Source organism: Micromonospora sp. NPDC049374, assembly GCF_040677165.1.
In the GTDB taxonomy this organism is placed as follows: Bacteria; Actinomycetota; Actinomycetes; order Mycobacteriales; family Micromonosporaceae; genus Micromonospora.
This window is the reverse complement of record NZ_JBFAQH010000024.1, coordinates 1-26480: the sequence shown is the minus strand read 5'-3', so window position 1 is coordinate 26480 and position 26480 is coordinate 1. Positions and strand designations below refer to the sequence as shown.

22 protein-coding genes and 2 pseudogenes are annotated in these 26480 nt (G+C 70.8%); 12 read left to right on the top strand and 12 right to left on the bottom strand.

What is annotated here, in order from left to right; genetic code table 11:
- Positions 1 to 43: 43 nt before the first annotated feature.
- From AB0J93_RS27905 to AB0J93_RS27890, 4 genes are read right to left on the bottom strand one after another with little or no spacing between them, the layout of a single operon-like run.
- Positions 44 to 1270, bottom strand: coding sequence for an ABC transporter permease (locus tag AB0J93_RS27905; RefSeq protein WP_363925288.1), 1227 nt, complete (start codon positions 1268 to 1270; stop codon positions 44 to 46).
- Between the two features lies 1 nt (position 1271).
- Entirely contained in the window at positions 1272 to 1955 is a 684-nt protein-coding gene (locus AB0J93_RS27900) for an ABC transporter ATP-binding protein (RefSeq protein ID WP_363925334.1), read from the bottom strand.
- A gap of 8 nt (positions 1956 to 1963) precedes the next feature.
- Positions 1964 to 3040, bottom strand: a complete 1077-nt coding sequence (locus tag AB0J93_RS27895; protein WP_363925287.1) for a peptidoglycan-binding protein — start codon at positions 3038 to 3040, stop codon at positions 1964 to 1966.
- Complete coding sequence (locus AB0J93_RS27890; RefSeq protein ID WP_363925286.1) at positions 3037 to 3570, bottom strand: hypothetical protein; 534 nt, start codon at positions 3568 to 3570, stop codon at positions 3037 to 3039. The genes AB0J93_RS27895 and AB0J93_RS27890 overlap by 4 nt, the downstream gene beginning before the upstream one ends.
- Positions 3571 to 3699: 129 nt before the next feature.
- Between AB0J93_RS27890 and AB0J93_RS27885 the strand changes: the two genes are divergently transcribed.
- Positions 3700 to 4356, top strand: coding sequence for a response regulator transcription factor (locus tag AB0J93_RS27885; protein WP_363925285.1), 657 nt, complete (start codon positions 3700 to 3702; stop codon positions 4354 to 4356).
- Positions 4353 to 5516 carry a HAMP domain-containing sensor histidine kinase gene (locus tag AB0J93_RS27880; RefSeq protein ID WP_363925284.1) on the top strand — a complete coding sequence of 388 codons (1164 nt, stop codon included), beginning with the start codon at positions 4353 to 4355 and terminating at the stop codon, positions 5514 to 5516. The genes AB0J93_RS27885 and AB0J93_RS27880 overlap by 4 nt, the downstream gene beginning before the upstream one ends.
- Before the next feature lie 74 nt (positions 5517 to 5590).
- Here AB0J93_RS27880 and AB0J93_RS27875 read toward each other — a convergent pair whose 3' ends face one another.
- On the bottom strand, positions 5591 to 6706 hold the full coding sequence (locus tag AB0J93_RS27875) for a GNAT family N-acetyltransferase (protein WP_363925283.1): 1116 nt from the start codon (positions 6704 to 6706) through the stop codon (positions 5591 to 5593).
- 57 nt (positions 6707 to 6763) lie between these two features.
- Between AB0J93_RS27875 and AB0J93_RS27870 the strand changes: the two genes are divergently transcribed.
- Both AB0J93_RS27870 and AB0J93_RS27865 read left to right on the top strand, forming a co-directional pair.
- A complete protein-coding gene (locus AB0J93_RS27870) occupies positions 6764 to 7213 on the top strand; it encodes a MarR family winged helix-turn-helix transcriptional regulator (protein ID WP_363925282.1) in 450 nt (149 codons plus the stop codon).
- A gap of 171 nt (positions 7214 to 7384) precedes the next feature.
- Positions 7385 to 7882 carry a VOC family protein gene (locus tag AB0J93_RS27865; RefSeq protein WP_363925281.1) on the top strand — a complete coding sequence of 166 codons (498 nt, stop codon included), beginning with the start codon at positions 7385 to 7387 and terminating at the stop codon, positions 7880 to 7882.
- 27 nt (positions 7883 to 7909) lie between these two features.
- Here the strand turns inward: AB0J93_RS27865 and AB0J93_RS27860 are convergent, their stop codons facing one another.
- Positions 7910 to 9376, bottom strand: coding sequence for a hypothetical protein (locus tag AB0J93_RS27860; RefSeq protein ID WP_363925280.1), 1467 nt, complete (start codon positions 9374 to 9376; stop codon positions 7910 to 7912).
- 424 nt (positions 9377 to 9800) lie between these two features.
- Between AB0J93_RS27860 and argS the strand changes: the two genes are divergently transcribed.
- A complete protein-coding gene (gene argS / locus AB0J93_RS27855) occupies positions 9801 to 11531 on the top strand; it encodes an arginine--tRNA ligase (RefSeq protein ID WP_363925279.1) in 1731 nt (576 codons plus the stop codon).
- Positions 11532 to 11734: 203 nt separating this feature from the next.
- On the opposite strand, the gene AB0J93_RS27850 is transcribed toward argS, so the two are convergent.
- The gene (locus AB0J93_RS27850; RefSeq protein ID WP_363925278.1) at positions 11735 to 12376 is read right to left on the bottom strand and encodes a maleylpyruvate isomerase family mycothiol-dependent enzyme; all 642 of its coding nucleotides are present in this window, start codon (positions 12374 to 12376) and stop codon (positions 11735 to 11737) included.
- Positions 12377 to 12432: 56 nt separating this feature from the next.
- Between AB0J93_RS27850 and AB0J93_RS27845 the strand changes: the two genes are divergently transcribed.
- Both AB0J93_RS27845 and AB0J93_RS27840 read left to right on the top strand, forming a co-directional pair.
- The gene (locus AB0J93_RS27845; protein WP_363925277.1) at positions 12433 to 13140 is read left to right on the top strand and encodes a helix-turn-helix domain-containing protein; all 708 of its coding nucleotides are present in this window, start codon (positions 12433 to 12435) and stop codon (positions 13138 to 13140) included.
- Positions 13119 to 13433, top strand: coding sequence for a dihydrofolate reductase family protein (locus AB0J93_RS27840; RefSeq protein WP_363925333.1), 315 nt, complete (start codon positions 13119 to 13121; stop codon positions 13431 to 13433). The genes AB0J93_RS27845 and AB0J93_RS27840 overlap by 22 nt, the downstream gene beginning before the upstream one ends.
- Before the next feature lie 73 nt (positions 13434 to 13506).
- On the opposite strand, the gene AB0J93_RS27835 is transcribed toward AB0J93_RS27840, so the two are convergent.
- Complete coding sequence (locus AB0J93_RS27835) at positions 13507 to 14016, bottom strand: GNAT family N-acetyltransferase (RefSeq protein WP_363925276.1); 510 nt, start codon at positions 14014 to 14016, stop codon at positions 13507 to 13509.
- 262 nt (positions 14017 to 14278) lie between these two features.
- Here AB0J93_RS27835 and AB0J93_RS27830 point away from each other — a divergent pair, with 262 nt between their 5' ends.
- From AB0J93_RS27830 to AB0J93_RS27820, 3 genes are all read left to right on the top strand, one after another.
- Complete coding sequence (locus tag AB0J93_RS27830) at positions 14279 to 15733, top strand: glycoside hydrolase family 43 protein (RefSeq protein ID WP_363925275.1); 1455 nt, start codon at positions 14279 to 14281, stop codon at positions 15731 to 15733.
- Between the two features lie 222 nt (positions 15734 to 15955).
- A complete protein-coding gene (locus tag AB0J93_RS27825) occupies positions 15956 to 16183 on the top strand; it encodes a potassium transporter TrkA (RefSeq protein ID WP_282238207.1) in 228 nt (75 codons plus the stop codon).
- Between the two features lie 49 nt (positions 16184 to 16232).
- Entirely contained in the window at positions 16233 to 17711 is a 1479-nt protein-coding gene (locus tag AB0J93_RS27820; RefSeq protein WP_363925274.1) for a cation:proton antiporter, read from the top strand.
- A gap of 46 nt (positions 17712 to 17757) precedes the next feature.
- On the opposite strand, the pseudogene AB0J93_RS27815 reads toward AB0J93_RS27820, so the two are convergent.
- The 4 genes and pseudogenes from AB0J93_RS27815 to AB0J93_RS27800 form a co-directional block, all read right to left on the bottom strand.
- Positions 17758 to 19440, bottom strand: a pseudogene (locus AB0J93_RS27815) (hypothetical protein); the annotation flags it as partial.
- 337 nt (positions 19441 to 19777) lie between these two features.
- Positions 19778 to 20491 (bottom strand): aquaporin, encoded by a 714-nt coding sequence (locus tag AB0J93_RS27810; protein WP_363925273.1) that lies wholly within the window; start codon positions 20489 to 20491, stop codon positions 19778 to 19780.
- A gap of 48 nt (positions 20492 to 20539) precedes the next feature.
- Positions 20540 to 22132 carry an FGGY-family carbohydrate kinase gene (locus tag AB0J93_RS27805; protein WP_363925272.1) on the bottom strand — a complete coding sequence of 531 codons (1593 nt, stop codon included), beginning with the start codon at positions 22130 to 22132 and terminating at the stop codon, positions 20540 to 20542.
- 4 nt (positions 22133 to 22136) lie between these two features.
- Positions 22137 to 24512, bottom strand: a complete 2376-nt coding sequence (locus AB0J93_RS27800; protein ID WP_363925271.1) for an aminotransferase class III-fold pyridoxal phosphate-dependent enzyme — start codon at positions 24510 to 24512, stop codon at positions 22137 to 22139.
- Positions 24513 to 24610: 98 nt separating this feature from the next.
- On the opposite strand from AB0J93_RS27800, the gene AB0J93_RS27795 reads away from it, so the two are divergent.
- Complete coding sequence (locus AB0J93_RS27795; RefSeq protein ID WP_363925270.1) at positions 24611 to 25792, top strand: helix-turn-helix domain-containing protein; 1182 nt, start codon at positions 24611 to 24613, stop codon at positions 25790 to 25792.
- Between the two features lie 497 nt (positions 25793 to 26289).
- Positions 26290 to 26480, top strand: a pseudogene (locus AB0J93_RS27790) (1,4-beta-xylanase); the annotation flags it as partial.

Below are 26480 nucleotides of genomic sequence, written 5' to 3'. Positions count from 1 at the left end.
TGCCCCTGCCGGCGTCACCATGGCGGGCCGGTCCTCCGCCGACTCACGTCGTCGCCAGGGCCTCGGTGGGGGAGAGGCGGGAGGCACGGATCGCCGGATACAGGCCGGCCAGACCGCCGATGAGCAGCGTCGCGAGCACACCCCCGGTCGTCGCCCAGGCCGGGACCACGGTCGGCCACCCCTGGGACAGCGCGTAACCGGAGGTCACCAGGATGCCCACCAGCACCCCGCCGGCCCCGCCGAGGGCCGACAGCAGCAGCGATTCGGCGAGGAACTGGGTGCGGATCTGCCCCCGGGTGGCACCCAGCGAGCGCCGCAGCCCGATCTCCGACCGCCGCTCCAGCACCGAAATGACCATGGTGTTGGCCACTCCGACGCCACCGACGAGCAGGGCCACCGCGCCCAGCCCCAGCAGCAGCGCGGTGAACGTCTCGTCGGTGGCCTGCGCGGCGGCCAACGCGTCCGAGGGACGGGAGACGTCGACCTCGTTGGGTGCCTCCGGGTTGGCGGTCGCCCCGAGCACCGCGCGGACCGCCTCTACCTGGTCGGCTTCGGTCCGGGTGTAGACGGTGGTCGGGTGACCGTCGAAGCCCAACTGGTTCGCGGCGACGGCCCAGCCGACCAGGGCCGAGCTGTCCAGCTCCGGTGCCAGCGGTGCCGGAGCGAGGATGCCCACCACGGTGAACCAGCGGTCACCGAGCCACACCTGCACGTCCGGGCCGGCGGCACCCAGCCCGAGCCGCTCGGCGGTGGACGCGCCGAGTACCACCGCCGGGTACCGGGCGGTGGCCTCGTTCAGCCAGGTGCCGCTGGACACCTCGCCGCCGACGGTGTCCAGGATCCCGAGCTGGGCCGCCCGTACCGCGATGCCGCCGGTCTCCGCCTGCGGGATGCGGTCGGTGCGGTAGACCTTCGCGTCGGCGACCTGACCGGTGGCCGCCACCTGCGTCACCGGACCGATCCGCCCGATCATCGCCACCGAGTCGTCGGGCAGTTGAGCGTCGGCACCGAAGAGGGTCCGGCCCGGTGACACGGTGAGCAGGTTGGTGCCGAGCGCGGCCAGGGTGCGATCCAACTCGGCACGCGAGGACGACGAGATGCCGACCACGGCGATCATCGCGGCGATGCCGATGGCGATGCCGAGCGCGGAGAGAAACGCCCGCAGCGGACGGGTCCGGAGCCCGACGCCACCCACCCGCACCACGTCGGCGGCGGGCATCCGGGCCGGGGTGAGCTGTGCGGCCGGCCGGTTCTGCACCGTCACGGACATGTCAGCTCACCCCGCTCGACACGAGCCGCGAGTCCGCGCAGATCCGCCCGTCGCGCATCCGCACCTGCCGTGGCAGGGCGGCGGCGACTTCCCGGTCATGGGTGATCACGACAACCGTGGTCCCGGCCCGGTGCAGCTCGTACAGCAGGTCGAGCACGGCCGTCCCGGAGCCGGTGTCGAGGTTGCCGGTCGGCTCGTCGGCGAGCAGCACGGCGGGCTCGCCGACGACCGCACGGGCCACCGCGACCCGCTGCCGTTCGCCGCCGGAGAGTTCGTGCGGCCGGTGCCCGAGCCGGTGCCCGAGACCGACCCGATCCAGCGCGGCCTCCGCCCGCCGCCGACGCTCCCGGCGGGGTACGCCGGCATAGAGCAGTCCGTCCGCCACGTTGTCCACCACCGGTACGCCCGGGGCCAGGTGGAACTGCTGGAACACGAAGCCGATCCGGGTGGCGCGCAACACGGAGAGTTGCCGGTCGGACAGCCGCGCCACCTCGTGACCGTCGATCACCACCGTGCCCGAGGTCGGCTCGTCCAGCGTGCCGATCACGTTGAGCATCGTCGACTTGCCGGAGCCGGACGGGCCGACGATGGCCACCAGTTCGCCGTACCCGATGCGCAGCGACACCTCGGCGAGCGCGACCACGTCGCCGCCGTACCGCTTGCCGACCTGGTCGAGCACGACCACGTCGCCGCTCACCGGGGCATCCCGACGGTGCTGCCCTCGACGATGCCGTCGCCGGTGATCTCGACCCGACCGTCGGCGAACAGCCCGGTCGTCACCGCCACGATCCGGCTGGGCCCCTCGTCGAGGACCTGCACCCCGTAGCCGCCCTCGGCGAGCGCCAGCAGCGCGGCCACCGGCACGGTCAGCACGTCCGTGCGCTCGCTGACGGTGAAGGTGATCTCGGCGGACGCCCGGTCGAACTCGGCCAGCGCCTGTTGGTCGTCGACGGCGATCGTCACCTCGATTCTCGTCTCGGCGCTGGTGTCGCCACCGGCGTCCGCCGATCCGTTGTGGATCACCGTTTCGACCGTGGCGACCTTCCCCGTCACCCGCCGGCCGTCAGGCAGGGTGACCTGCACGGTCGTGCCACGCTCGGCGAGACGCTTGTCGTCGACGTCGAGTTCGGCGGTGACCAGCCGGCTGGTGCCGGTGTAGGTGAGCACCGCCTGCCCCGGCTGGATGGCCGCGCCCTCGTCCACCTGGTGACCCTCCACCCGGACGGCGCCGTCGGCGAAGGTGATGCGACCCAGCTCGACGCGGCCGGTCTCCGGCACGCCGAGGTCGTCCTGCCAGGCACGGACCGCCTCGGCGGTGGCCCAGGTGTACGCGTCGTCGACGGTGAAGCCGGAGTAGCCGAGGGCCTCCAGGTTCCGTTCCAACTGTTTGACGTCGGCCCCCTCGACGCCGGGTTGCAGCGTCCGGTAGGCGGGCAGCCGCCCGTAGAGCAGGACCACCGGATCGTTGTCGACGGCGTAGAGGGCCTTGCCGCGCGTCACCGTGGTGCCGGTGTCGGGCAGCGCGGTGAGCGTGCCGGGCAGGCGGCTGGTGGCGGTCCGACCGGGCCCGTATCCCAGCTCCCCGTCGACGGTCTCGGCGTCGGCGAGGGTCTGTCGGGTGACGGCGGCGCTGCCGGGCGCGGCGGTGCGAGCCTCGGCGGAGCCGTCGCCGGAGCCACCACCGAAGCCGACCGCTGCGGCCACGCCGGCCCCGGCGACGAGGACCAGCGCCGCGCCACCGGCGGCGGGCAGGCGGGTGCGACGGGTCACCGGCCGCCCCCGAACTGCGGGGCGTGCTGACGACACGCCTCCAGGGCGGAGCGGAACGCCGGGTCGTCCGGGTCGATTCGCAGGGCGTCCCGCTGGATCTGGATCCGGCCGTCCGCGGCCGGGTCGGGGAAGTCCGGCACGCCGTTCTCGCGCATGCACCGGGCCATCACCCGCATCTGTTCGAGCTGCTCGGCGTCGAGCTGCGCCGCCTGCCCGCCGTTGGGCAACAGCTGGCGGCACTTCTCCATGCCGGCTTCGACCTGCTTCGGGTCGACACTGCCGTCGAACCGGAACATCGGTCCGTTGCCGGCCTCCGGGTCTGGCATCTCCACCCCGTTCTCCCGCATGCAGCGGGCGAAGTCCAGTCTTCGTTCGGCGTCGCTGCCGCCGGCACCGTCACCGTTGGCGGAGGCGGTGGGCGCGGCGGCGCCGCCGGCGGTGGCCACCCCGGTCCGGTCGCCGTCCTGGCCGGCGCACCCGGCGAGCGCCAGGATCAGCAGGACGGGAAGCGTGAGTGTGCTCCGTCGCATCGTCGGTGTCCTTTCCGGTGTCCGACGGCGGTCGCCGGACACCGGACCAGTGCATGCGAGGCGGCGTATCGCGGGCGTAACCGATCACGTTTACGGCGGCGTTATCTCCGGTCGCGGCACCATGGACCGGTGCGAGTGCTGGTGGTCGAGGATGAGGACGTGTTGGCCGACGCCATCGCGGAGTGGCTGCGCCGGGAGGCGTTCGCGGTCGACGTCGCGTACGACGGCGACGCCGCGTTGGAACGGCTCGGGGTCAACGAGTACACGGTGGTGGTGCTCGACCGCGACCTGCCGGTGGTGCACGGCGACGACGTGTGCCGGGCGATCGTCGACTCCGGGGGTGACACCCGGGTGCTGATGCTCACCGCGGCCGCGGCGGTACGTGACCGGGTGGCCGGCCTCGCCCTCGGCGCGGATGACTACCTGGTGAAGCCGTTCGCGCTGGTGGAGCTGGCTGCCCGGGTGCACGCGCTGACCCGGCGGGCCCGGCCCGCCGCGCCACCGACGTTGCGCCGGGCGGGCATCGCGGTCGACCCGGGCCGCCGCGAGGTGTACCGCGACGGTCGGTACGTGCCGCTGTCGCGCAAGGAGTTCGCGGTGCTGGCCGAGTTGCTGCGGGCCGACGGTGCGGTGGTTTCCGCCGAGGAACTGCTGGAGCGGGCGTGGGACGAGCACATCGACCCGTTCACGAACGTGGTCCGGGTCACCGTAATGAAGCTGCGGCGCAAGCTCGGCGATCCTCCGGTGATCGAGACCGTGCCGGGCACGGGGTACACGATCCGGTGAAGCGACTGACTCTGCGGGCCCGCCTCACCCTCGTCTACGGCGGTCTTCTCCTGCTCGCCGGCATCGTCCTGCTCGGTGTCACGTACGTGCTTGTGGACCAGCGGATGCCGCAGCCCATGCGCGCCGAGTTGCCGGACCGCGCCACCGTGGTGACCCGGTTGCCGACGTCGATGGAGGACCTCGACAAGATCCGCATGTTGATCCAGGACGTGCAGAGCGAGGCCAAGCGTTCCGCCCTGGAGTCGCTGCTCACCCAGGGCGGCCTCGCGCTGGTGGTGGTCTCGGCGGCGGCCGTGGCGATCGGTTGGCTGGTCGCCGGCCGGGCGCTGCAACCACTGCACCAGATCACCGGGACGGCCCGCCGGATCGCCGGGGCCGACTCCGCCGGACGCGGTTTGCACGAACGGATCGCCCTGACCGGCCCTCGTGACGAGGTACGGGAGCTGGCCGACACGTTCGACCAGATGCTGGAGCGGCTGGACCGGTCCTTCGACGGGCAACGACGGTTCGTGGCGAACGCCTCCCACGAGCTGCGTACGCCGCTGGCGCTGAACCGGGCGCTTGTGGAACTGGCGGTCAGCCGGCCGGACGCGCCGGCCGAGGTTCGTCGGCTCGGTGAGGCGTTGCTGTCGGTGAACGAGCGGCACGAGCGACTGATCGACGGTCTGCTCACCCTCGCCGACTCGGAGAGCGAGCTGACCGAGCGCGTGACGGTCGACCTCGCCGAGATCGCCGCCCACGTGGTCGAGCAGGTGGCGCCGGTGCACCCCGGCGTTCCGGTGCACCGCTCGTTGGAGTCGGCCCGCACGGTCGGTGACCCGGTGCTGCTGGAGCGGCTGGCGTTCAACCTGGTGGAGAACGCCCTGCGGCACAACGTCCCGGTGGACGGCTGGGTGCGGGTGCGTACCGGGCAGGTGGCCGGACGTCCCACGCTGGTCGTGGTCAACACCGGTCCGGTGATCCCGAGCTACGACGTGGAGACGATGTTCCAGCCGTTTCGGCGGCTCAGCCGGGAGCGGGTCGCCGGCACGCGGGGCTTCGGGCTCGGGCTGTCCATCGTGCGGGCGGTGGCCCGGGCACACGGCGGCACCGCCGAGGCAGAACCACGCCCCGACGGTGGCCTGACCGCGACGGTGACGCTGCCGCCGTCCACGCCGTGACGGTGATGTCGCTCAGCGCAGCCGTGGGAGAGCGTCACGCCGGCTCCGATCACCCGGACCCTCGTGCCTCGAGATCACACCACACCGGCAGCGTGGTGGACAGCGTCGGTCAGGTGGTGGGGGAGTGGCTTGGACAGGTGGACGCTGTCCGGTGGGGTGTCGGCGGTGGCGGTGCGGGTGTAGCCGGCGCGTTCGTACAGGCTGATGTTGCGGGTGCTGCGGTGGCCGGTGAACAGCGTGCAGTGCGTGGTCTGCTCGGGTGCCTGTCCTTCGGCGTACGACAGCAGCCAGGAGCCGATGCCGTTGCCCGCCTGGTCGGGTGCCACCATCAGGCGACCGATCAGCCAGGCCCGCTCGTGTACCCGGGCGCGCACCGCGGCGACGAGGCGGCCGTCGCGGCGTACGCACCACCACCGCCACGTCGCCAGCGACGCCCGCAGGTCGTCGATGGTCTCCCGCAGCGGCGCCAGGTCGAGGGTGTCGTTGACGACGGCCTCCTGGACCCAGCAGCACCGCTGAAGGACGAGCAGCTCCGCCAGGTCACCGGCCCGGGCTTCGCGAAGCGTGAGACCGGCGACCGGTCCGTCGACCGTCGGGTCGTCGCCGCCGCGCAGTGGACGCAGCGCCCGGGCCACCCGGCTCAGCTCGACCAGCACCGCGCGGGCGGCGTCGTCGAGCGCGGCCGACCCGGCCACGTGACCGTCGTGGACGGTGTCCGCGATGCGCAGGGCGACCGTTGCGCCGACGGGCATCATCCGCAGCGTGGTGACGACCTGCTTCGCCATCTGCACCGACCGGGTGCCGGCGGAGGTGTTGCCGTAGCTGACGAAGGCCACCGGCTTCCACGCCCACTCGTGATAGAGGAAGTCGAAGGCGTTCTTCAACGCCGCTGGCATGCCGAAGTTGTACTCGGGCGTCACCACCACGAAGGCGTCGGCCGCGGCGACGGTGCGGCTCCAACGGCGGGTGTGCTCGTGCCGGTAGCTGCCGCGGGCGGGATGGTCGGGCTCGTCGAGCAAGGGCAGTGCGACGTCGGCCAGATCAGCGACGTCGACCGTGATGGCGTCGGCCGCGGCGTCCGGGCGGACGGTCCGGACGAACCAGTCGGTGATCGCGGGTGCGAGCCGGCCGGGGCGGGTGCTGGCGGTGATGACGAGGACACGGAGATCGCCGGAGCTATTCGATGACATGTCAACGACCCTAGACGCAGTTTCAATGACGTGTCAATGACATGTAGGGTGGCGGACATGGAGACCGCCTGGCTGAGCGCGGACGAGGAGCAGGCGTGGCGTGCCTTCCGGCGGCTGCTCGTCGCACTACCCGCCCGGATCGGCCGTGATCTGGCACGCGACTCGGGACTGTCCGCCCCGGACTACGAGGTGCTCAGCACACTTTCGGAGAAACCCGACCGCCGATGGGCGCTGCGGGAGTTGGCCGCCAAGATGGAGTGGTCGCGCAGCCGCCTGTCCCACCACGCCGCCCGGATGCAGGCACGGGGGCTCATCGACAAGGAGCCGGACCCGCAGGACGCTCGCGGGTGCCTCCTGCACCTGACCGACGACGGCTTCGGCGTCCTCGAACAGGCCGCCCCGCACCACGTCGTCTCGGTGCGATCCCGTTTCCTGGAGCACGTGAGCGCCGACGAACTCGCCATGCTGCGCAAGCTCTCGACCCGGATCGCCGACCTGCCCGACTGAGGCCGGCGACTCGTGGTGCCGCGGGTCGGTGACCACCCGTACCCGCGAGGTGCCCGGCGACGTGGCGACGGGCCCGGCCGCCCAGGGTGGCGGTCGGCGGCCGAGCGCACCACCATGGCCGGTGGGTGCCGGCGCCGGCACCCACCGAACAGGCACAGGGGAGTGGCAGCAGTGAGTTCATCCGAAAAGTCCACGTCGACGGTCCGTCAGCTGCGGCTCGTGGTGCAGGCCGACGACTACGACGCCGCGGTGCGCTTCTATCGCGACGTGCTCGGCCTGCCGGAGCATGCCGCGTTCTCCGGCAGCGACGGCGCGCAGGTGGTGATCCTGGACGCCGGACGGGCCACGCTGGAGATCGCCAACCCGGCGCAGAAGCGCATGATCGACGACGTGGAGGTGGGGCGCCAGGTCGCGCCGCGCATCCGGGTGGCGTTCGAGGTGGACGACACCGCCGCCACCACCGACCGGCTGGTCGCCGCCGGTGCCGAGCAGGTGGCACCACCCACCACCACGCCGTGGCAGTCGGTCAACGCCCGCCTCGACGCCCCGGCAGGTCTGCACATCACCGTGTTCCAGGAACTGCGTACGCTCGACGAGCGTGCCGCGCTCGACGGGTTCGGCACCGACGCGGGCGGGTCACCGCCCCCCGGCGACGACGCGGTCCGGTGACCGGACGTCCGGACCGCCGGCATTCGGTCAGCCGGCGGCCGGCTTCGGGGTGCCGCAGAGTTTGGTGCCGGGCGGAATGACCTCCTCGTCGCTGTGGATGACGTACGGCGGCGGCCCCAGCTTGCCGGAGGGGTCGATCGGCTTGACGTTGATCAGGCTGAGGAACTTGTTGATCACGTTCACCACCGGGGCCAGGATGGTGTATCCGACGCCGTACGAGGCCCGGACGCCGATGCCCACGCCCCGGCAGACCGCCAGCGGCGCGCCCAGCGCCGATCCGATGGTCGTCCCGTACGCGGTGGACACCTCGAAGAACAGCCCGGCCTTGAGCACGAACGCGCTGAACCCGACGTCGAACCGGACCTGATGCTCGATGAGCAGGCCCATCACCCCGACCGGAACGCCGTGCAGCGAGTTGATCAGGCTCTCCTTGCGCTTGAAGTTCTTGCTGACCTGCGGGCCGAACGTGCCGTTGGCGTAGCCGTAGCCGAGCGAGCCGGCGAGGGAGAACTCACCCTTGCCCTTGATCGTGCCCACCTTCGCGCCGAACGCGGTGGTGACCTTCACCGTCTGACTGATGGTCAACGCCAGCGGTACGCCGAGCACCGTGCCCATCGGAACGCTGAAGTCCACCGGGATGGGGAGCACCGTTCTGATGTTCTGCCCGTCCCGGAGACCGGCCTCGAACGAGTAGCGGATGCCGAAGCCGCCGCTGATCGACAGCTCCGCCCGGGCCACCGAACCACCCCTGATGTTCAGGTGGAAGTCCGCCTCCGGCTTGGCGAAGGTCAGCGCGGCCCGCCCGGACAGCTTCGTACCGTTGCGGTGGTAGTGGAAGCTGACCTCCGCGCCGTCGTTGAGGCTGACGCCGGTGGAGAAGTTGGCGACGACCGTCCTGACCTCGCCACCGCCACGGCTCGGCGGCGGCTGGTTCGGTCGGGGCGGCGGCGGGGCGAGCCGCAGCGGCCCGGCGCGCCCGGCGCGGCCGGACGGCGTGGCGCCCAGGGCGTCGGCCTCCTCCTCGGACATCGCCCAGATCGGCTCACCGGCCTGGTAGACGACCGGGTTCTCGATGGCGATGCCCCGCTGCTCAAGCGTGCCGTCGCGGATCACGTCGGTCACCGTGACGGGACCGATCGTGACGAGCAGGTCGCCCCCGTCGCGTTGGAGGTCGAGCACCCGGCCGACGCCACGACCGGTGACGAACATGACCTTTCCGGGAGCCAGGTCGTCGGCACGGGGGGCGTCGGGGTCGATCCGCCAGGTCAACCCGTCGGCGGTGACCGACCGGACCGAGCGGCCGCCGCCACCGACGAGGACCACGTCCGGCTGGTACGTCAGGTCGGGATGCGGCACCGGCGCCATGCCGTAGCGCAGCGCGGACTCGCTGTACGGGTCCTCGTCGCCGGTCGGATCGCCCGGGAACCGGCCGCCACAACCCGTCGCGGCCAGCGCGAGGACCACGGTGAGGACAGCCGAGACAACCTTGCGCACCGGGACTCCTCGTCGGATCGGGACGACGCCACCCACCGGCACCCCGACACCGGAGCTGTGGCGTCAGGCGCGGTCAGACCGGCGCGGACCAGAGCGGGCCATGGATTCGACCCTAGACAGCGCCCGCGGTGAGGGAATCAGGGTTTTCCCCACGCCTCGTCGGCACGGGCACTCCGCCGGCGCGGAAACCCGGTCCACGTCCGCTCGGGATGGCGCGTACACTTCCGGCATCTGGCCGCGCTCGGTTCGCGGCCCCGGCGTTCGAGGCGGTGGAGATGGATCGGGTGCTCGGCACCGTCCGCCGCTCGCGCCTGCGACGACGATAGTCGTTCCGCTCACTCGCGCGTTCCTTCCGCCGTGCCCGCACTTGCCGTGCGGCCGGCACGCCTCGTGACGATCGCCCATCCCATCCCCGGGAGTACCCGTGACCGTGCCCTCGCTGGCCTCGTCGTTGTCCGACTCCGTCACCGCCGCCGCGGCCCGCCTGGGAATGGCGGACCTCGCGCCGCAGATCCGCCGTTCCGAGCACGCCGACTTCCAGGCCGACGGCGTGCTGGCGGCGGCGCGGACGCTGCGCCGCAACCCACGGCAGGTGGCGGCGGAGGTGGTCGCCGGCCTACCCGACGACGGTCTGCTGGCCAGCGCGGGTGTGGCCGGGCCGGGCTTCGTCAACATCGAGCTGACCGACCGGGCGCTGCTGGCGCAGCTCGCCGGCCGGTTGGGCGACGACCGGCTCGGCGTCGGCACCCCCGAGGCCGGCGTCACCACCGTGATCGACTACTCCCAGCCGAACATCGCCAAGGAGATGCACGTCGGGCACCTGCGCTCCACCATCATCGGTGACGCGCTGGTACGCATCCTGGAACACCTCGGCGGCACCGTCGTGCGGCGCAACCACATCGGCGACTGGGGAACCCAGTTCGGCATGCTCATCCAGTATCAGGTCGAGCACCCCGAGCCGCCGACGCCGGACGACGCCGGCGCCATGAGCCGGCTGGCCACGCTCTACCGGCGGGCCCGGGCGGAGTTCGACACCGATTCCACGTTCGCCGACCGGGCCCGGCGGCGGGTGGTGGCGTTGCAGGCCGGCGACCCGAGCACCGTGGCCGCCTGGCGGGACATCGTCGCCGAGTCGACCCGCTACTTCGTGGAGGTCTACGACCGGCTCGGCGTGCGGCTGACCGACGCCGACACGGTGGGGGAGAGCGCCTACAACGCCGCGCTGCCCGGGGTCGCCGACGAACTTGAACGCCGGAGGGTCGCGGTGACCAGCGACGGCGCGCTCTGCGTCTTCTTCGACGACCTCCGCGGCCCGGACGGCGAGCCGACGCCGCTGATCGTACGCAAGCGGGACGGCGGTTTCGGCTACGCCGCGACCGACCTGGCCGCGCTGCGGCAGCGCGTCGTCGAGCTGCGCGCCGACCGGCTGCTGTACGTGGTCGACGCCCGGCAGGCCCTGCACTTCCGGATGGTCTTCGACACCGCCCGGCGGGCCGGTTGGCTGCCGTCGGCCGTGGCCGCCGAGCACGTGGCGTTCGGTACGGTCCTCGGCCCGGACGGGCGGCCGTTCAAGACCCGGGCCGGTGACACCGTCCGCCTGGTCGACCTGCTCACCGAGGCGGTCGATCGGGCCCGGGAGGTGGTCGCGGCGAAGAATCCCGGGCTGACCGGGGCCGCCCTGGACGAGCGGGCGCGGCAGGTCGGCATCGGCGCGGTGAAGTACGCCGACCTGTCCACCAACCGGACCCGGGACTACAGCTACGACCCGCAGCGGATGCTGGCGCTGGCCGGCAACACCGGCGTCTACCTTCAGTACGCGCACGCCCGCGTCCGGTCCATCCTGGCCCGGGCCGACGGCACCGACCCGACCGTCGACCTCACCGTGGCTCTGGAACCTGCCGAGCGGGCGCTGATCCTCGACCTCGATGCGTTCGCCGACACCCTCGCCGAGGTGGTCGCGGTGCACGAGCCGCACCGCCTCTGCGGCTACCTGTACCGGCTGGCGCAGACCTTCACCGCGTTCTACGAGCACTGCCCCGTACTGCGCGTCACCGGACCACAGCGCGCCAACCGCCTGGCCCTGTGCCACCTGACCGGCGAAACCCTGCGTACCGGCCTCCACCTGCTCGGCATCCCCGCCCCCGCCCACCTGTAACCACCACGCCACCCGCCCCCGCGGGGGCTGCGGTCTGGGCGGGGTCTTGGGTAGGGGTGCCGGCCGCGGGGCACCAGACGTCGGTGGCGGGGCGCTCCCGTCAGCACGCGCGCGCAGCGGGCGGCCGGCGTGCGCCTCACGATGCGTGACCGTCGCGGCAGGCTGCCGCGCAGGCTCGGCGGCAGGTCCGGATGAGATTCTCGTCAGGAGGTGGCGCGCTCGGCGAGAGTCGCGGCTCCGGGGCCCGTGAGCTCATCGGGCTCAACCGGGCGACCGGAGACCGCGAGCAGGAGGGCGAGGGCCGATCCGCGCACCTGGGGTCCGGATCCGCTTTCGATGGGTGCATCGGAGGCGACCAGTCGCAGACCGTTCGCGCGTTCCTTGCCGCCGCCCATCTTCACCGTCGTACGTAGTTGGAACTCCAGCGCCGTCGCCACCTGGTCGGCCGGGTAGTCGCCGCTGAGTCCAACCGCCCGCCGGACGTCTTCCCCATGGACGAAAGCCTCGACGAGGCGGGTGGCGATCGCTGCCGGCGGAGTGCTGGTGCGTGTCACGACGGATCGGAACGCGCCGAGGGTGTCCGTCGGGTCGTCGCGCCGTTCGCGTGCGAGACCGAGGGCGTTCTGGCGGTCGAAGTCGAAGCGGGCAGTGACCATGTCTCGGACGAAGCGGATCCTCGTCGCCTTCGCACCGTCGACGAGGTGGGCCACGACGTCGTGCACGTCCCATCCGGGGCAGCCGGTCGGAGCGCTCCACTGCTCGGGCGTCAGGGTCGCGAGGTCGCGGACAAGAGCGGCGCGCTCGTTGTGAACGACAGTCCACACGGCGGTGCGTTGATCCTTCATGCCGCTACTAAATCAGTAGCGCCTACTACCAGGCAAGTAGTTAGAATGATCCGGTGGTGGCTCGAAGGACATACGGCTCGTACAACGACGGCTGCGCCTCTGCGCACGCGCTGGACCTCATCGGAGAGCGGTGGGCCCTCATCGTCGTGCGGGAACTGCTGCTGGGACCGAAGCGATTCGTCGACATCCAGCGCGACGTCCCAGGAATCGGCCCGGGAGTGCTCTCCCGCAGGCTGCAGGACCTGGAGGAGTCCGGCATCGTCGTGCGGCGCACCCTGCCCCGCCCCGCAGACGTCACCGTGTACGACCTCACCGAGTGGGGGCGCCAACTCGAGGAGGTCAACGCGGCCCTGTCGCGATGGGCGGTACGCTCCCCTCGACTGCCGCTCGAGGCAGACATGAGTCCCGACACGCTCGTTCTCGCCATGCGGGCACATGCGCGGCCGGCACCGGCGGGTGATCCGATCCGCCGGGTCGCGATGACGCTGACGGATTCCCGCACCGCCGGGCACCAGCCGGTCGAGTACCTCGCGACCGTGGGCCCGGGCGGCACCACGGTCTCGAAGGAGTCGATCCCAGACGACGTGGACGCGCGAGTCGAGGGAACAACCCTCGCCTGGAAGGCTCTCGTCATCAGCGGAGCTCCGATCGAGGGTGCAGCGGCGGTCGCCGTCACCGGCGCCGTCGAAGCAGTCCGTGCCCTGCTGGACGCAACCCGGCTGGAGAGTACGGGCGCTTCAGGATCACGGGCGTCGGGCGTCTGAGGACGTTTTTCCGGCACGGTGTCGGATCTGCCGCAGTACACGAGTTGAAGGCCGCGGCCGGCAGCGATCTGGCCGTAGGAGGTGCCGACCTCGCGACGCAGGCTTTCCAGGCCGGGCTGGTCGACGAGTGTCAACTGTTCGTCCTGCCCGTCGTCGTCGGCGGCGGCAAGCCAGGGCTGCCGACCGGCATGCGCACCGACCTCGAACTCCTCGATGAGCGCCGGTTCCGCAACGGCGTCGTACACCTCCGCTACCGCCCCCGGGCAGCAGACGACACCCCTGTCCGCTCATAGGCGCAAGCACCGTCGGGACGACGGCAACGACAGCGCGCCTCAGTCCGGGGAACGTCCCGAGAACGACCCGCCCTCAGCACAGAATCCGGCGCATACAGACGCGGGGCCAGCGGTCGAGTCCGTGTGCCGCCTCGCGTTGGCGGACGGCCCGAAGGCCCGGGGTGAGGTCGCTCTGGTCGAGGGTGTGGAAGCCGCAGCGGGCGTAGTACGGGGCGTTCCAGGGCACCTGAGTGAAGGTGGTGAGGGTCAGCGCGGGGATGCCGCTGGTCATCGCATGGTCGGCGAGGTGGTTGATGAGCTGACGTCCGATCCCGCGACGGGCGACGTCGGGATGTACGGAGACTTGTTCGATGTGGAAGTTGCCGTCGACGAGGTCGGCGATGAGGTAGCCGACCGGCGCGTCGGTGGCGTCGGTGGCCACCCAGGCACGGCCTGCCTCGTGGTAGCGGCCGAGCACGTCCAACGGCAGCGGTTCATCGTCGGCTATCTGCGGCATACCGACGTCGCGAAAGCATTGTCCGGCGGCACGCTCGATGCCTTGCAGGATGGGTAGCTCGTCCTGACGCACCTCTCGGATCTGCACCGGGACATTTTGTCGGTGCTGTTCTCCACCGTCATCCATGTTTCCGTTGCACGGCACGGCGGAAGCGGAGACCGGCCCGGCTGACGTCTGCCCGTCATCCTCACCGTCGGCATCGGCATCGGCAGGGAGGCGACCACCATCTTGACGGGTGTCGATTTCAAGCGGAGACTGCGTAACACCCCCGAAACAGTGACCAGGGCCGCTCGGGCGCGGGTGATGTTAGCGCTAACGTCGGCCGGGCCGGACGGACGGAGAGCCGTACATGTCCAGAGTCCTGACCAGGGCGAGCGCCCTGCTCGCCGCCCTGTGTCTACTGTTGCTGCCGGCGGCGCAGGCACCTCGTGCCGAGGCCGCCGCGCTCGACCCGTTCACCGGCTACCTCATGGCGCATTTCACCGGCGAATCGGCCAACGGTGAGCAGGTCTACTTCGCGCACAGCCGGGACGGATTGACCTGGCGTGACCTGAACAACGGCGCACCCGTGCTGCTGTCCACGATCGGCACCCGGGGCGTACGTGACCCCTCCATCGTCCGGTCGCCCGCCGGCGACCGGTACTGGATCGTCGCCACCGACCTGCGGATCGCCAGCGGCACCTCGTGGAACGACGCAGCGAACCGGGGCAGCAGATCGCTTGTGGTGTGGGAGTCCCGCGACCTGGTGAACTGGTCCACGCCGTGGCTGATCAACGTCGCGGGCGCTATCCCCGGCGCCGGCAACGCCTGGGCACCGGAGGCCATCTGGAACGCGGCGACCGGTGACTACGTCGTCTACTGGGCGACGAACTCCCTCCGCGACGGCGTGACCAAGCACCGCATCTGGTACGTGCGGACCAGCGACTTCCGCAGCTTCACCGCGCCCCAGCTCTACATCGAACGCCCCGGCGGCGGCCAGGGCATCATCGACACCCAGATCATCGAGGTACCGGGCTCCGTCGGCGGCTACCGCTACTACCGGGCGTCGGCCGACGGGCACATCACCATCGAGGCCAGCAACTCGATCCTCGGCTCGTGGACGACGCTGGGGAACCTTTCCCACCTGGGCATCTCCAACGGAACCGGCGGCGGCAACGTGGTCGAGGGGCCGATGTGGATGCAGTTCAACGGTCGCAACGAGTGGGCGCTCTGGCTCGACCAGTACGCCACCGGCCGCGGCTACCTGCCGGTCACCTCCACCAACCTGGGCGGTGTCACCAACTTCCGGACCCGGTCGGACTACAACCTGGGCGGCACCCGCAAACGGCACGGCTCGATCCTTAACCTGACCGCCGCCGAGGAGAATGCGGTGCTCGGGCGCTGGGGTGCCACCACCCCGGTCAACCGGATCCAGGCGTACACCCATCAGGACCGGTACGTGCGGCACGCCAACTACGACGTACGCATCGACGCGAACGTCAGCCCGGCGCAGGACGCCCAGTTCCGGGTGGTGCCCGGGCTGGCCGACGCCGCCAGCGTGTCGTTCGAATCGGTGAACTACCCCGGCCACTACCTGCGGCACTACGGCTTCGACTTCGTGCTGGCGGCCAACGACGGAAGCTCGGTGTTCGCCGCGGACGCCACCTTCCGGCAGGTCGCCGGCCTGGCCAACTCGTCCTGGTCGTCGTTCCGGTCGTACAACTACCCCGACCGGTACGTCCGGCACTACAACTACCAGCTGCGACTGGACCCGATCAACGACGCCCAATCGCGCGCCGACGCCACGTTCCGCCTCACCTCGTAGCCGTAGGCCAGCGGGAGCGCGTCGACGACGCGCCAGCCGCACGGCACCGGGGCGATCACCGCGACGAACCGCTGGTCTTCCTGGAGATGTGCCGCCACCATCAACGTGTCCCGGTCCCTGATCGACGCGTTGCCGCAGCGCAAGCAGGTGGTGATTCAGCCGCACTGCGCCGGCCGCCTCGTACCATTGCGCTGAGATCGGACCGTGCAGCGGGGAGGGGCCATGGGCAAAGGGATATATGTGCAGGAACTGCCGGGTATCGGCAAGCGGTACGACGTCGACCTGGGCAGCAACACCCAACGGATCTCGGTGGTGGTACGCCGGGACGGTAACCGTGACCTGTACGTCTTCGCCGCCGGGCAGGATGATCCGGTCGCTGTGATCGAGATGTCGGAGGAGCAGGCACGTAAGGTGGGCGCCCTGCTGGCCGGCACGTACTTCTCCGAGTAGCCGTCCCGCGTCGTAGGCCCTCGTTCAGTCCGCTCCAGGAGTCCTCACCGTGCATGCTGACCTCGTGGGCTTCGGGGCCCTCGTACTGATCGCGGGCCTGCTGGCCCGTGCGGGTCGCCGGATCAACCTGCCCACCGTGCCGTTCTTCATGCTCGCGGGCATCCTGCTCGGGCCCGGTACCCCCGGTCCGGTGCTGATCGCTCATCCCGAGGACCTGAGCCTGCTCGCCTCCCTCGGCCTGGTCCTGCTGCTGTTCCATCTGGGCGTCGAGTTTCCGGTCGACCAGGTGCTCGGCAGCGGCAAACGACTGTTCGTCGCCGCCGGCTCGTACATCGGCCTCAACGTCGGCGCCGGCCTGCTGTTCGGCTTCGCGCTCGGTTGGGGCGGCTACGAGGCGTTCGTGATCGCCGGTGCGCTCGGCATCTCCTCCTCGGCGATCGTGACGAAGCTGCTCATCGAGCTCCGTCGGTTGGCAAACGCGGAGACGCCGGTCATCCTCGGCATCATCGTGATCGAGGACCTGTTCCTCGCGCTGTATCTGGCGCTGCTCTCGCCGCTGCTGTCCGGTGCCGGGTCCGCCGGGGAACTGGTGCTGCGCATCGGCCTGAGCTTCGCCTACCTGGTGGTGCTCTTCGCGGTCGCCCGCTTCGGTGCCCGCCTGGTCGGCAAGGTGATCGACAGCAACGAGGACGAACTGCTGGCCATCCTGATGGTCGGGTTGGTGGTGCTCGTCGCCGGGGTGTCGGCCGAGATCGGCGTCTCCGACGCGATCGGCGCCCTGCTGATCGGTCTCGTGGTGGCCCGCACCCCCATCCGCGAACGGGTCGAACGCCTGGTGCTGCCGCTGCGTGACGTCTTCGCGGCCGTCTTCTTCCTGGTGTTCGGGCTGAGCATCGACGTCGGCGATTTCGGCTCGGTGGCGTTGCCGGTGCTGCTGGCCGTACTGATGACCATCGTCACCAACGTGGCGGCCGGCCTGATCGCCGGCCGGCTGTTCGGGCTCAATCAGCGCGGTGCCGCCAACGTCGGCCTGACCGTGCTGGGCCGGGGCGAGTTCTCGCTGATCCTGGCCACCCTCGCCATCGCCGCCGGCCTGGACGACCGACTCGGCCCGTTCATCGCCCTGTACGTGCTGATCCTGGCCGTGGCGAGCCCACTGCTCGCGGCGAACTCGCGCTATCTGGCCCGGATCATCCCGGACCGGCTGCTGCACTCCAGTTGGCGGTACGTGCGCGAGGAGACCATCAGTACCGCCTGCACCCACCTCGACCGGATCCACATCACCGAGTCCGACGCCGAGGCGTGCCCCCAGTGTGTGGAGAGCGGCGACGACTGGGTGCAGTTGCGGATGTGTCTGACCTGCGGCGCGGTGGGCTGTTGCAGTGACTCGGTGAACAACCACGCGGAGGAGCACTACCGGCAGACCGGACATCCGTTGATCCGGTCGCTGGAGAAGGGCGAGGACTGGCGTTACTGCTACATCGACGGTGCCCTGATTCGCGAGCCGATGGGCGCCACCCGGGAGTGACGGGCGTCGTCCGCGGACGACGCCCGTACCCCTGCGCTGATCCGGCTCAGTCGAGGCGGTACACCAACGCGCCGGCTATCTCCTCCCGGGTGATGCCGAGACCATCGACGGGCCGGGTGGGCAGGCCGTCCCAGGGCGTGCCGGCCAGCCGATCCGGCAGGACGACCACCGACCGGATGCCGACCTGCCGGAGAAACGCGATGCTGCCCGGATCGGGAAAGGTCGTGGTCACCGCGCGGATCTGTTGGTGACTGGCCGGTAGGAAGGTGACGGAACCGTTTGCGACGCGGGGAAATCCGTCGGTGGACCAGAGCATGATGTCGGATTCGGCCGTACCGTTACTGGGCAGGACCAGGAAAGGTTCGGTCGCCGCCCGGAGCGCTGGCGGGGCGGTTGGCACGGTGGGGTGCGGTGTCCGGTTGACGCCCTCGACCGTGACCAGCAGCAGGGGCAGCAGGAGCACGACTGCGCTCACCGACCTACGCCACCCGAGCTTGGGGCGGTTTCGTCCGAACTCGCTTATCGCCCCGGCGGCGAGAATGGCGAGCAGCAGGCTCGTCCACACCATCAGCCGCCCCGGGGTTCGTAGCGCATCCCAGCCGGGGAGCAGGCGGGACAGGGTCAGGTATCCCGGGTCACCCTGACCGACGAGGTTGGTGCCCAGCCCGAGGGCGCCGGTGACCAGCACACCGAGCCCGAGCAGAACACGGTGACGGACCCGGAACGTCGAGTAGCTCAGCCCGGCCACGGCCAGCACGATCAACGTGACGCCCGGCAGCAGCGCCATCTCCGGCGGCCAGGACAACTGGGCGCGGGCGGCCGCGAAGTGCTCGCCCCACAGCCACGAGTCCGCCGGCGCGACGAAGTATCCCCGCAGGGGTGGGGAGAACATCTCCGTCCAGGACAGATCCCGGTGCGCCTCCGGGTTCAGTTCCACCACCCGCAGGAAGGCGGTTCCCAACCAGACGCACACCCCACCGAAGACGACGCCACCCAGCAGGTTGGCCAGCACCACCCGCCGACCCAGCACCCATTTACCGGTCCGCCACCGGGCCCAACCGACGGCCGCGAGGACCACCAGCCCGATACCGGCCAGGACATACGCGAGCGGCAGGCCGATCGCCAGGCCCAGGGTCAGCTGCCAGGCGGCGACCAGCCAGCCGGCCACCACCCACCCGGGGCGGTGCAGCTCCGGTCGGTGACCGTCGCGCAGGGACCAGCCGTGACCGCGAGCCAGCATCGCCAGGCACAGCGCGACGCCGCCGATGGAGAGGATGTTCAGATGGCCGCTGTGCGCGAGCCGCCACGGCGCGAAGGCCCAGGCGACGCCCGCCACGGCCGCCGCCGCCCGGATAGCCCCCAGCTGGCGCACCAGGGCGTACGCCCCGACGAAGGCGAGTGCGTGGGCCAGGACGTAGAGCAGGTTGTAGCGGAAGATGGCCGCCGCTACGCCGTGGCCGAGCAGACCGGCCGGTGCATAGCCGAGCACCACGTCGGTGTAGGCGTACGTGTACAGATTCGGGAAGAACGTATTGGAATGCCAGAGGTTGAGTGGGTCGGTGAGCAGCGCATGCCCGGCCCAGGCGACCTGCCACGCCTGCAATGGGGGATCGCCGATGTCGCCCGGGATGGTCGTCCACGGCTGTTTCAGCGTCGGCCAGGTGAGGAGAACGGCAAACGCCAGGCCAGCGATTGTCGCCAACGTCCATTCATGCCGCAGCAGGCGCCACGCCCCCCGAAAGGCCCTCGCCCGCCGCTGTTGTCCGGGTCGGGACTGGGGCTCCGTTTCGGCCTGGTCCGTTTCGGCCTGGTCCGGGTCGGCTTGCTCACGGTCAGCGGACGGGGCTCCGAGTAGCCTTCGACGTATTGCCTGCACGTATCCTCCTGTCGATGGCCGTCGCCGACGTCATAGCGTCGCATCGATTGGAGGATAAAAGCCATCATCGATGATGACCGAAAATTCCAGGCGGGCACCTCGGCCACCGATCCCGATTGATGGGAAACGGGCAAAAGCGAATCAAGCGTTTAAGGCGCAGAATGTACCCGCGCCACCAGGGCGGCCCGGGTCAGCGCCCGGAGGGCCGGGGGGTGCCGATCCTGGTGACGCCGGAGCCGTGTTCGACAAGCGGCGCGACCAGCGCGGCCAGGACACCGCCGAGCAGCGGGAAAACGATGAACACCCAGAGCTGACGGAGCGCGAGGCCGCCCTCGAAGATCGCTGGCCCGAAGGCCCGGGCCGGATTCACCGCCGCGCCGGTCAGCGCGACGCCGACCAGGTTCGCCACGCCGAGAGCGAGCCCGATCGCCAGGCCGGCGAAGCCCGACAGATCCGTGCTGCGCTTGCTCACCACGAGTACGACCAGGACGAACAGGAAGGTCAGTACGGTTTCCAGCAGCATCGCGCCACCGGCGTTGATGTTGGTGCCGTAGCCGTTGGCGCCCAGCACGCCGGTCTGATCGGTCACCCCTCCCCGGCGCACCAGCACCCAGAGCAAGAGAGACGCCACGGCGGCACCGGCGAACTGGGCGATCCAGTAGACAACCGCCCCGAGTGCAGTGATCTTGCCGGAGAGCAGCACGCCGAGGGTCACCGCCGGGTTCACATGACTGCCGGAGAGCTGGCCGATCGTGTAGACCAGCGCGAGCAGGACGAACCCGAACGCCAGCGAGACCACCACCACACCGCCGTCGATCCGGGCCGCGACGGCGCTGCCCACGCCGAAGAAGACCAGAAGGAAGGTGCCGATGAACTCAGCCAGGTACCGTCTGACGTCGACCATGGCCTCAGTCTCGCCAAACCGGACCCTCTTGGTGGCCGTTTCCGCAGGTCAGCTGCGGTTGAGGCGGCGGTAGACCGGGGCCAGCCGCTGGTGCAGTTGCCGGTAGACGGCGAAGATCTCGTCGTAGCCGGCCCGGTGCGCCGGATCCGGTGTGAAGACCCGGTCGGTACGCATCAGGCCCGGGATGTCGGCGAAGGTGAGCTGACCGGTGCCGACCGCACCGATCCAGCCCGCACCTCGGGCGTTGACCGCGAGCGGTTGGGCGTCGCGGCGGATCTCGACGCCGAGCACGTCGGCGAAGATCTGGCACCACGAGTCCGACAGCGCCCCGCCGCCGGTGATGGCCATCGAGGCGACCGGCGCGCCGAGGAACCGGTTCACCGCGCCGAGCAGCCAGCGGGTGTTGAACGCCACCCCCTCGAACACGGCCCGCAGCAGGTCCGAGCGGTTGGTGTCGAGGGAGATGTTGAAGAACCCGGCACGCAGGTTCGCGTCGTCCACCGGGGCGCGTTCGCCGTACAGCCAGGGGGTGTAGAGCACCCCGTTCGCGCCCGGCGGCACCGTCGGGATGATCGTGTCGAAGGCGTCGAAGATCGTCCCTTCGTCGCGGCTGAGGTGGCCGGCGCTGAGCAGCGGATCGTCGTACTCCACGATCTTGTCCCGCAGCCAGGTGAGGTTGGCGCCGGCGGTGGCCTGGAGGGCGGTCATCAGGTAGCGGTCGCCGATCGCGCAGGGCACCGCGGCGATGCCGGCGGCGACGTCGGTCTTCTTCCGGGGCACGTGGGCCGCGATCCAGGAGGAGGTTCCGACGTACAAATGCGGCTCCCGGTCGCCGGTGGTGCCGGCGCCGATCGCCGCCGCGGTGTTGTCGATCGCCCCGGCGACCACCCGCACCGTCTCTGGCAGGCTCAGGTGCGCGGCGGCGGTCGCCGTCAACGTGCCGATCACCTCGGTGCAGGCGACGATCGGTGGCAGTTTGTCCGCGTCGACCCCGCTGTCGGCGACCAGGGCGGGGGAGTAGCGGATGTCGCCGGGACGCCGGTTGTCGGTCACCCACGAGGTCAGGATCGAGTCGACGGTGGCCACCGTGCGGCCGGTGAGCTTCAGGTTGATCCAGTCGAGCACGTTGAGGAACGTCGCCGTCCGCGCGTACACCTGCGGCAGGGTGTCGCGGACGAACAGCATGTGGGCGGCGGGGTCCTTGCCGGTCGGTGAGGGCATGCCGCCGGTGAGCCGCAGCCAGCGGGCGATCCGGCGTACCGACATCCCCTGGTACGCGGGAAAACCGCCGAACTGCCGTCGCAGGTGCGGCGCGCCACGCATGTCGAGCCAACTGATGCACGCGGTAAGCGGTGCGCCGGCGGCGTCCACCGCGATGGTCCCCTCGCCCTGGGTGGAGGCGCACACCGTGGCGACCGCCCGCATCTGGTCGGGATGGTCGCGTCCCAGGTCGGCGGCGACCTGCCCGAGCGCCGTCCACCAGGCGAGTGGATCCTGTTCGGCGCCGCCACCGGGCAGCACCCGCAGCGGGACCGGTCGCTCGGCCCAGCCGGTGACCGTGCCGTCGGCGGCGACCAGCGCGGCCTTCAGTCCCGAGGTGCCCAGGTCGATGGCGAAGACCTGCGGCGGGCTGGCAGCCACCGGCTCAGACCCCCTCGACCAGCGCGAAGACCTGGTCGAAGCGGGCGAGCGCGTCGTCGATGACCTCGTCGGTGTCCGCCATCGACGTGTACATCCGCGATCCGGCCAGGGTGACGATGCCGTGCGCGGTGTAGGCGGCCCCCATCTGTTCCATCAGCCGTTTGCGGGCCTTGTTCTCCTTGAGCAGCTTCACCGCGTTGCGCATGTCCAACAGCATCACGCCGCTGCACTCCAAATGCACGATCGACCCCTGGTTGTACGCGACGTACGGCAGCCCGTACGAGTCGATCAGCCGTTGCAGCCCCCGGGTCAGCCGGTCACCGGCCCGGCCGGCGATCACCGGGGCGTTGGTGCGGGCCATCTCCTCGATGGCGAAGTAGCCGGCCGCGCAGGACAGCGGGTTGGCCGACAGGGTGCCGCCGACCTGGATGTGCGCGCCGCTCCTGCCGTCCAGCCCGGAACCGAAGACCGCCATCACGTCGGCCCGCCCGCCGACGCCGCCGGCCATCGGATAACCGCCGGAGACCGCCTTGCCCAGCACGGTCAGGTCGGGGGTGACGCCGAAGTAGCCGGCCGCGCCACCGAGCCCGAGCCGGAAACCGGTGACCACCTCGTCGAAGATCAGCAGCGCGCCGAACTCGTCGCACAGCTCGCGGACGTGCGCGTTGAAGTCGCGCGGTGCCGGCCGGGTGCCGGACTCCGGGCCGACCGGCTCGACCACCACCGCCGCGGTGCCGCCGCGCAGCCGGTTCTCGATCAGCTTGCGCTTGAGCTGCCCGAGGTCGTGTGGGAAGGCCTCCCGGGTGCGGGCCGTCGCCCCGAAGGGAATGCCCTTGGCGTTCATCCGCCACGTGCCGGGCACCCGCAGCCCGTAGACCATGGTGTCCGACCAGCCGTGATAGGCGCCACCGACCTTGATCACCATCTTCTTGCCGGTGAAGGCACGGGCACCCCGGACGGCCGCCATCACCGCCTCGGTGCCCGAGCCCAGCGACCGGTACATCTCCACGTGTGGCATGAACCGGTGGATGATCTCGGCGAGCTTCAGCTCGTACTCGTGGAACAGCCCGGTCACCGGGCCGGAGTCCCGGACCACCTCGGCGACCCGCTCGTTGACCGGGCCGTAGTTGCTGCCCAGGATCGTCGGGCCGCCGGCCTGAAGGAAGTCGATGTACGTGTTGCCGTCCCGATCCACCAGGTACGCGCCGTCGGCCTTGTCGACGGCGAGCGGGAACGGATAGTTGAACGCCAGGTTGTGTTGCACCCCGCCGGGGATGCGCCGCCGCGCCCGATCGGTGATCTCCTTGCTGGCACGGCACTTGGTGTCGAAGTAGTTCAGCACGTCGAGCAGCGCGTCGTGGCGCAGCCCGCGCACCGGCTGGGCGGTCAGCGCCTTCAGCCGACGCATCACGTCGTCGACGTCGGGGTACTCGCTTATCGCGTACCCGAGCCGGGCCGACTCGGCACCCGGGGCGCTGCCCGCCTCGTCGTCGGCGGTCCCGTTGGCCCTCGCCGCGCTGCCGGCCGCGCTCGCCGCCGCACCCGGCGTGGTGCTGGTGGTCCGGGCGGCGACCTCGGTGGCTGCCGCGTCGGCGCTGGGTAGTTCCTCGTCGGCCGGTACGCGCAGCGGCTCGACCGCCTCGGTGAGCTGCGCGGCGATCCGCTTCTCGTCGGCCCGCAACTTGGTGAAGGCGATCTCCCGGATCGCGGTCGGGATGGTGTGGACCTTTCCCGCCTCGCTGGTCAGCGCCAGCAGGTAGGCGATTGACACCTTCTCCAGCAGCGCCATGTTGAACACCGCCCGATCGGGGTCGGTGCCGACGGCGACCACCCCGTGGTTGGCGATGATGAAGGCGTTGTCCCCGCTGGCGACCTTCTTCTGCACGTTGCGGGCCAGGAACCCGGTGCCCGACGGGGCGTAGTCGATGATCGCCACCTCGCGGCCGAGGAAGCGCACCTGCTCGTCGGTGAGCGCCGGGATCGGCTTGCGCAGGAAGGCCAACGCCGAGGCGTACGGCTGGTGGGTGTGCACGATCGCGTTGACGTCCGGCCGCTCCCGGTAGATGTTGGCGTGCATCCCGCACTCGATGGACGGCTTCAGGTCGGCGCCGGAGTCGTCGGGTACGTGCTTACCGTCGAAGTCCACGATGCAGATGTCCTCGACCCGCATCCGGTCGTAGTCGTAGTTGCTCGGGGTGACCGCGTACAGCCGGTGGCCGGGCACCCGGACCGAGACGTTGCCCTCGGTGGCCTTGAGGTACCCCCGGGCGAGCATGGTCCGGCACATGTCGACGACGTGCTGGCGGGACAGGCGGTGCTGCACGGCGTTCTCCTCCGTCGGTTCGTCGGCCGCCGGGCGGTCACTCGTCGGCCCGGTCACCGGTCGGGTTCATCGTCGCGCGGGTGTGCCGATCGAAACACGTCCCGCCGGCAGCGAGAACCGCCGCCGTTCTTATCCTGTCGTGACAAAATCGCCGGGTGATCGCGCCTGTCTCCGCGACCCCCTGGCGACACCTGCCCGCCGATCTGGCCGCCGCGATGCGCCCGCACCTGCCGGCCACCGTGGCCGCCGTCGCGGTCGCCGTCACCGAGGCCACCCCCGCCTTCGCCGGCATCGCCGACGACAAGTTCGCCCGGGACGTACGCACCGCCGTGCAGGTGGCGCTCGACCGCTTCCTCGATCTCATCGGCACCGGGGAACCGGCACTGCCGCCCCGGTTCCGGGAGGTCTTCGTCGGGTTGGGGGCCGCCGAGGCCCGCGAGGACCGGGGGCCGGAGGCGCTGCTGGCCGCGCTGCGGACAGCGGCCCGGCTGTTGCTGCGTACGGCGTCGCAGTCACTGGCCCGGCTACGCCCGGTCGACCCGGAGGAACTGATCGACCTCTCCGACGCGGTAAGCGCGTACGTCGCCGAACTGGCCGCCGCGAGCACCGACGGGTACGCGCTGCAACTGCGCGAGCAGGCCGGCGAGGGCGACCGTCGTCGACACCTCGCCGAGCTGCTGCTCCGCGGCGACGGCCTGCCCAGCGCCGTCGAGTCGGCGGCGGCCCGGATCGGCTGGGCCGACCTGGATGCGGTGGTGCCCGTACTGCTGCCGCTGGACCAGGCCCGCGACGCGCGGTTCCGGTACGGCCCGGACGGACTTGTCATCGAGCGTGGCCGCGACGCCGTGCTGCTGCTGCGGGCCGGCGCCCGGGCGTCCCGCGCCACCCTGGCCGAGGCGTTGGCCGGGCGGCCGGCGGTGGTCGGCCCGGAACTGGGCTGGCCGCAGGTGCCGGCGGCCGTCCGGCTCGCCGAACTGGCCGCCGGGCTGGTCGGACCGTCCCCCGGTCCGGTCTTCGTCGACGACCACCTGGTCACGTTGACCCTGCGCGGCGATCAGCGGGCGTTGGCGGTGCTCACCGCCCGCCGCCTCGCGCCGCTGGCGCACCTACGCCCGGCACAGCGGGAGAGTCTGTTGGCGACGCTCTACGCCTGGCTCCGGCACTGGGGCTCGCGTGCCGAGGTCTCCACCGAGCTGTTCGTGCACCCGCAGACGGTCAGCTACCGCCTCAAGCGGCTGCGTGACCTGTACGGCGACGACCTGGACGACGCCACCGCCCGTTTCGAGCTGCTGGTGGTGTTGACCAGTCATCTCACCAGCCACCCCGGCAGCGGATAGCCAGGTTCACCCGTCCCGCCACGGCAGGTGGGGGACCTCCTCCGGCCCGGGTCGCCGCCGGTCGCGCAACCGTCCGACCAGCCAGTATGGACCGAGCCTGCCGGCGAGGAACATCCGGAAGGTCGCTGGAACTTCCGGTCGACAGTGGTCCTGACCTGGCGTGGCCGGTCGTTACCTCACGTTGCGGTGACCTGCCGGCCCTGTTGTTGCTGACCAGCCCCAACGTACTCCCGCCTGTCCGCGGCTGGCCGGGGCAAGGTTTCGAGAGTATTTCCGGAAGTTGTTGACGGCTCGACGGCGACGCGCCAATACTGTTGCCCATCGACGAATCTGGATGATCGTTGATTGTCGCTACCTACTCCGCCGGTCACGGTGCAGGACGACCGGCAGACCACCACCCGGTACGACGTCGACAGTCGATGGTGGCCGTCCGGCCACCGGGACCGCCGGTTCGTAGCGCACTGCTGGCCACCGGCCAGCCGTCATGAGGAGGAAGCATGAACAACGTCCCCGTCCCACCACGAAGTCGCAGGCGTGGACGCATCAGGATGCTCGCTGCCGCCGCCTTCGCCGCAGTGTTGGCCACTACCGGTACCGTCGCGATCTCGGCCAGCCCCGCCCAGGCCGAGGCCGACCGGCAGGTCTGCTCGAACACGGAAGGCACCCACAACGGGTTCTTCTTCTCGTT

Bases quoted from the DNA above. Each gene is read 5' to 3' on its own strand.
- AB0J93_RS27810 (WP_363925273.1), bottom strand. From the start codon at position 20,491: ATGGTCGACGTCAGACGGTACCTGGCTGAGTTCATCGGCACCTTCCTT.
- AB0J93_RS27830 (WP_363925275.1), top strand. From the start codon at position 14,279: ATGTCCAGAGTCCTGACCAGGGCGAGCGCCCTGCTCGCCGCCCTGTGT.
- AB0J93_RS27905 (WP_363925288.1), bottom strand. From the start codon at position 1,270: ATGTCCGTGACGGTGCAGAACCGGCCGGCCGCACAGCTCACCCCGGCC.
- AB0J93_RS27870 (WP_363925282.1), top strand. From the start codon at position 6,764: ATGGAGACCGCCTGGCTGAGCGCGGACGAGGAGCAGGCGTGGCGTGCC.
- AB0J93_RS27875 (WP_363925283.1), bottom strand. From the start codon at position 6,706: ATGTCATCGAATAGCTCCGGCGATCTCCGTGTCCTCGTCATCACCGCC.
- AB0J93_RS27850 (WP_363925278.1), bottom strand. From the start codon at position 12,376: ATGAAGGATCAACGCACCGCCGTGTGGACTGTCGTTCACAACGAGCGC.
- AB0J93_RS27890 (WP_363925286.1), bottom strand. From the start codon at position 3,570: ATGCGACGGAGCACACTCACGCTTCCCGTCCTGCTGATCCTGGCGCTC.
- AB0J93_RS27825 (WP_282238207.1), top strand. From the start codon at position 15,956: ATGGGCAAAGGGATATATGTGCAGGAACTGCCGGGTATCGGCAAGCGG.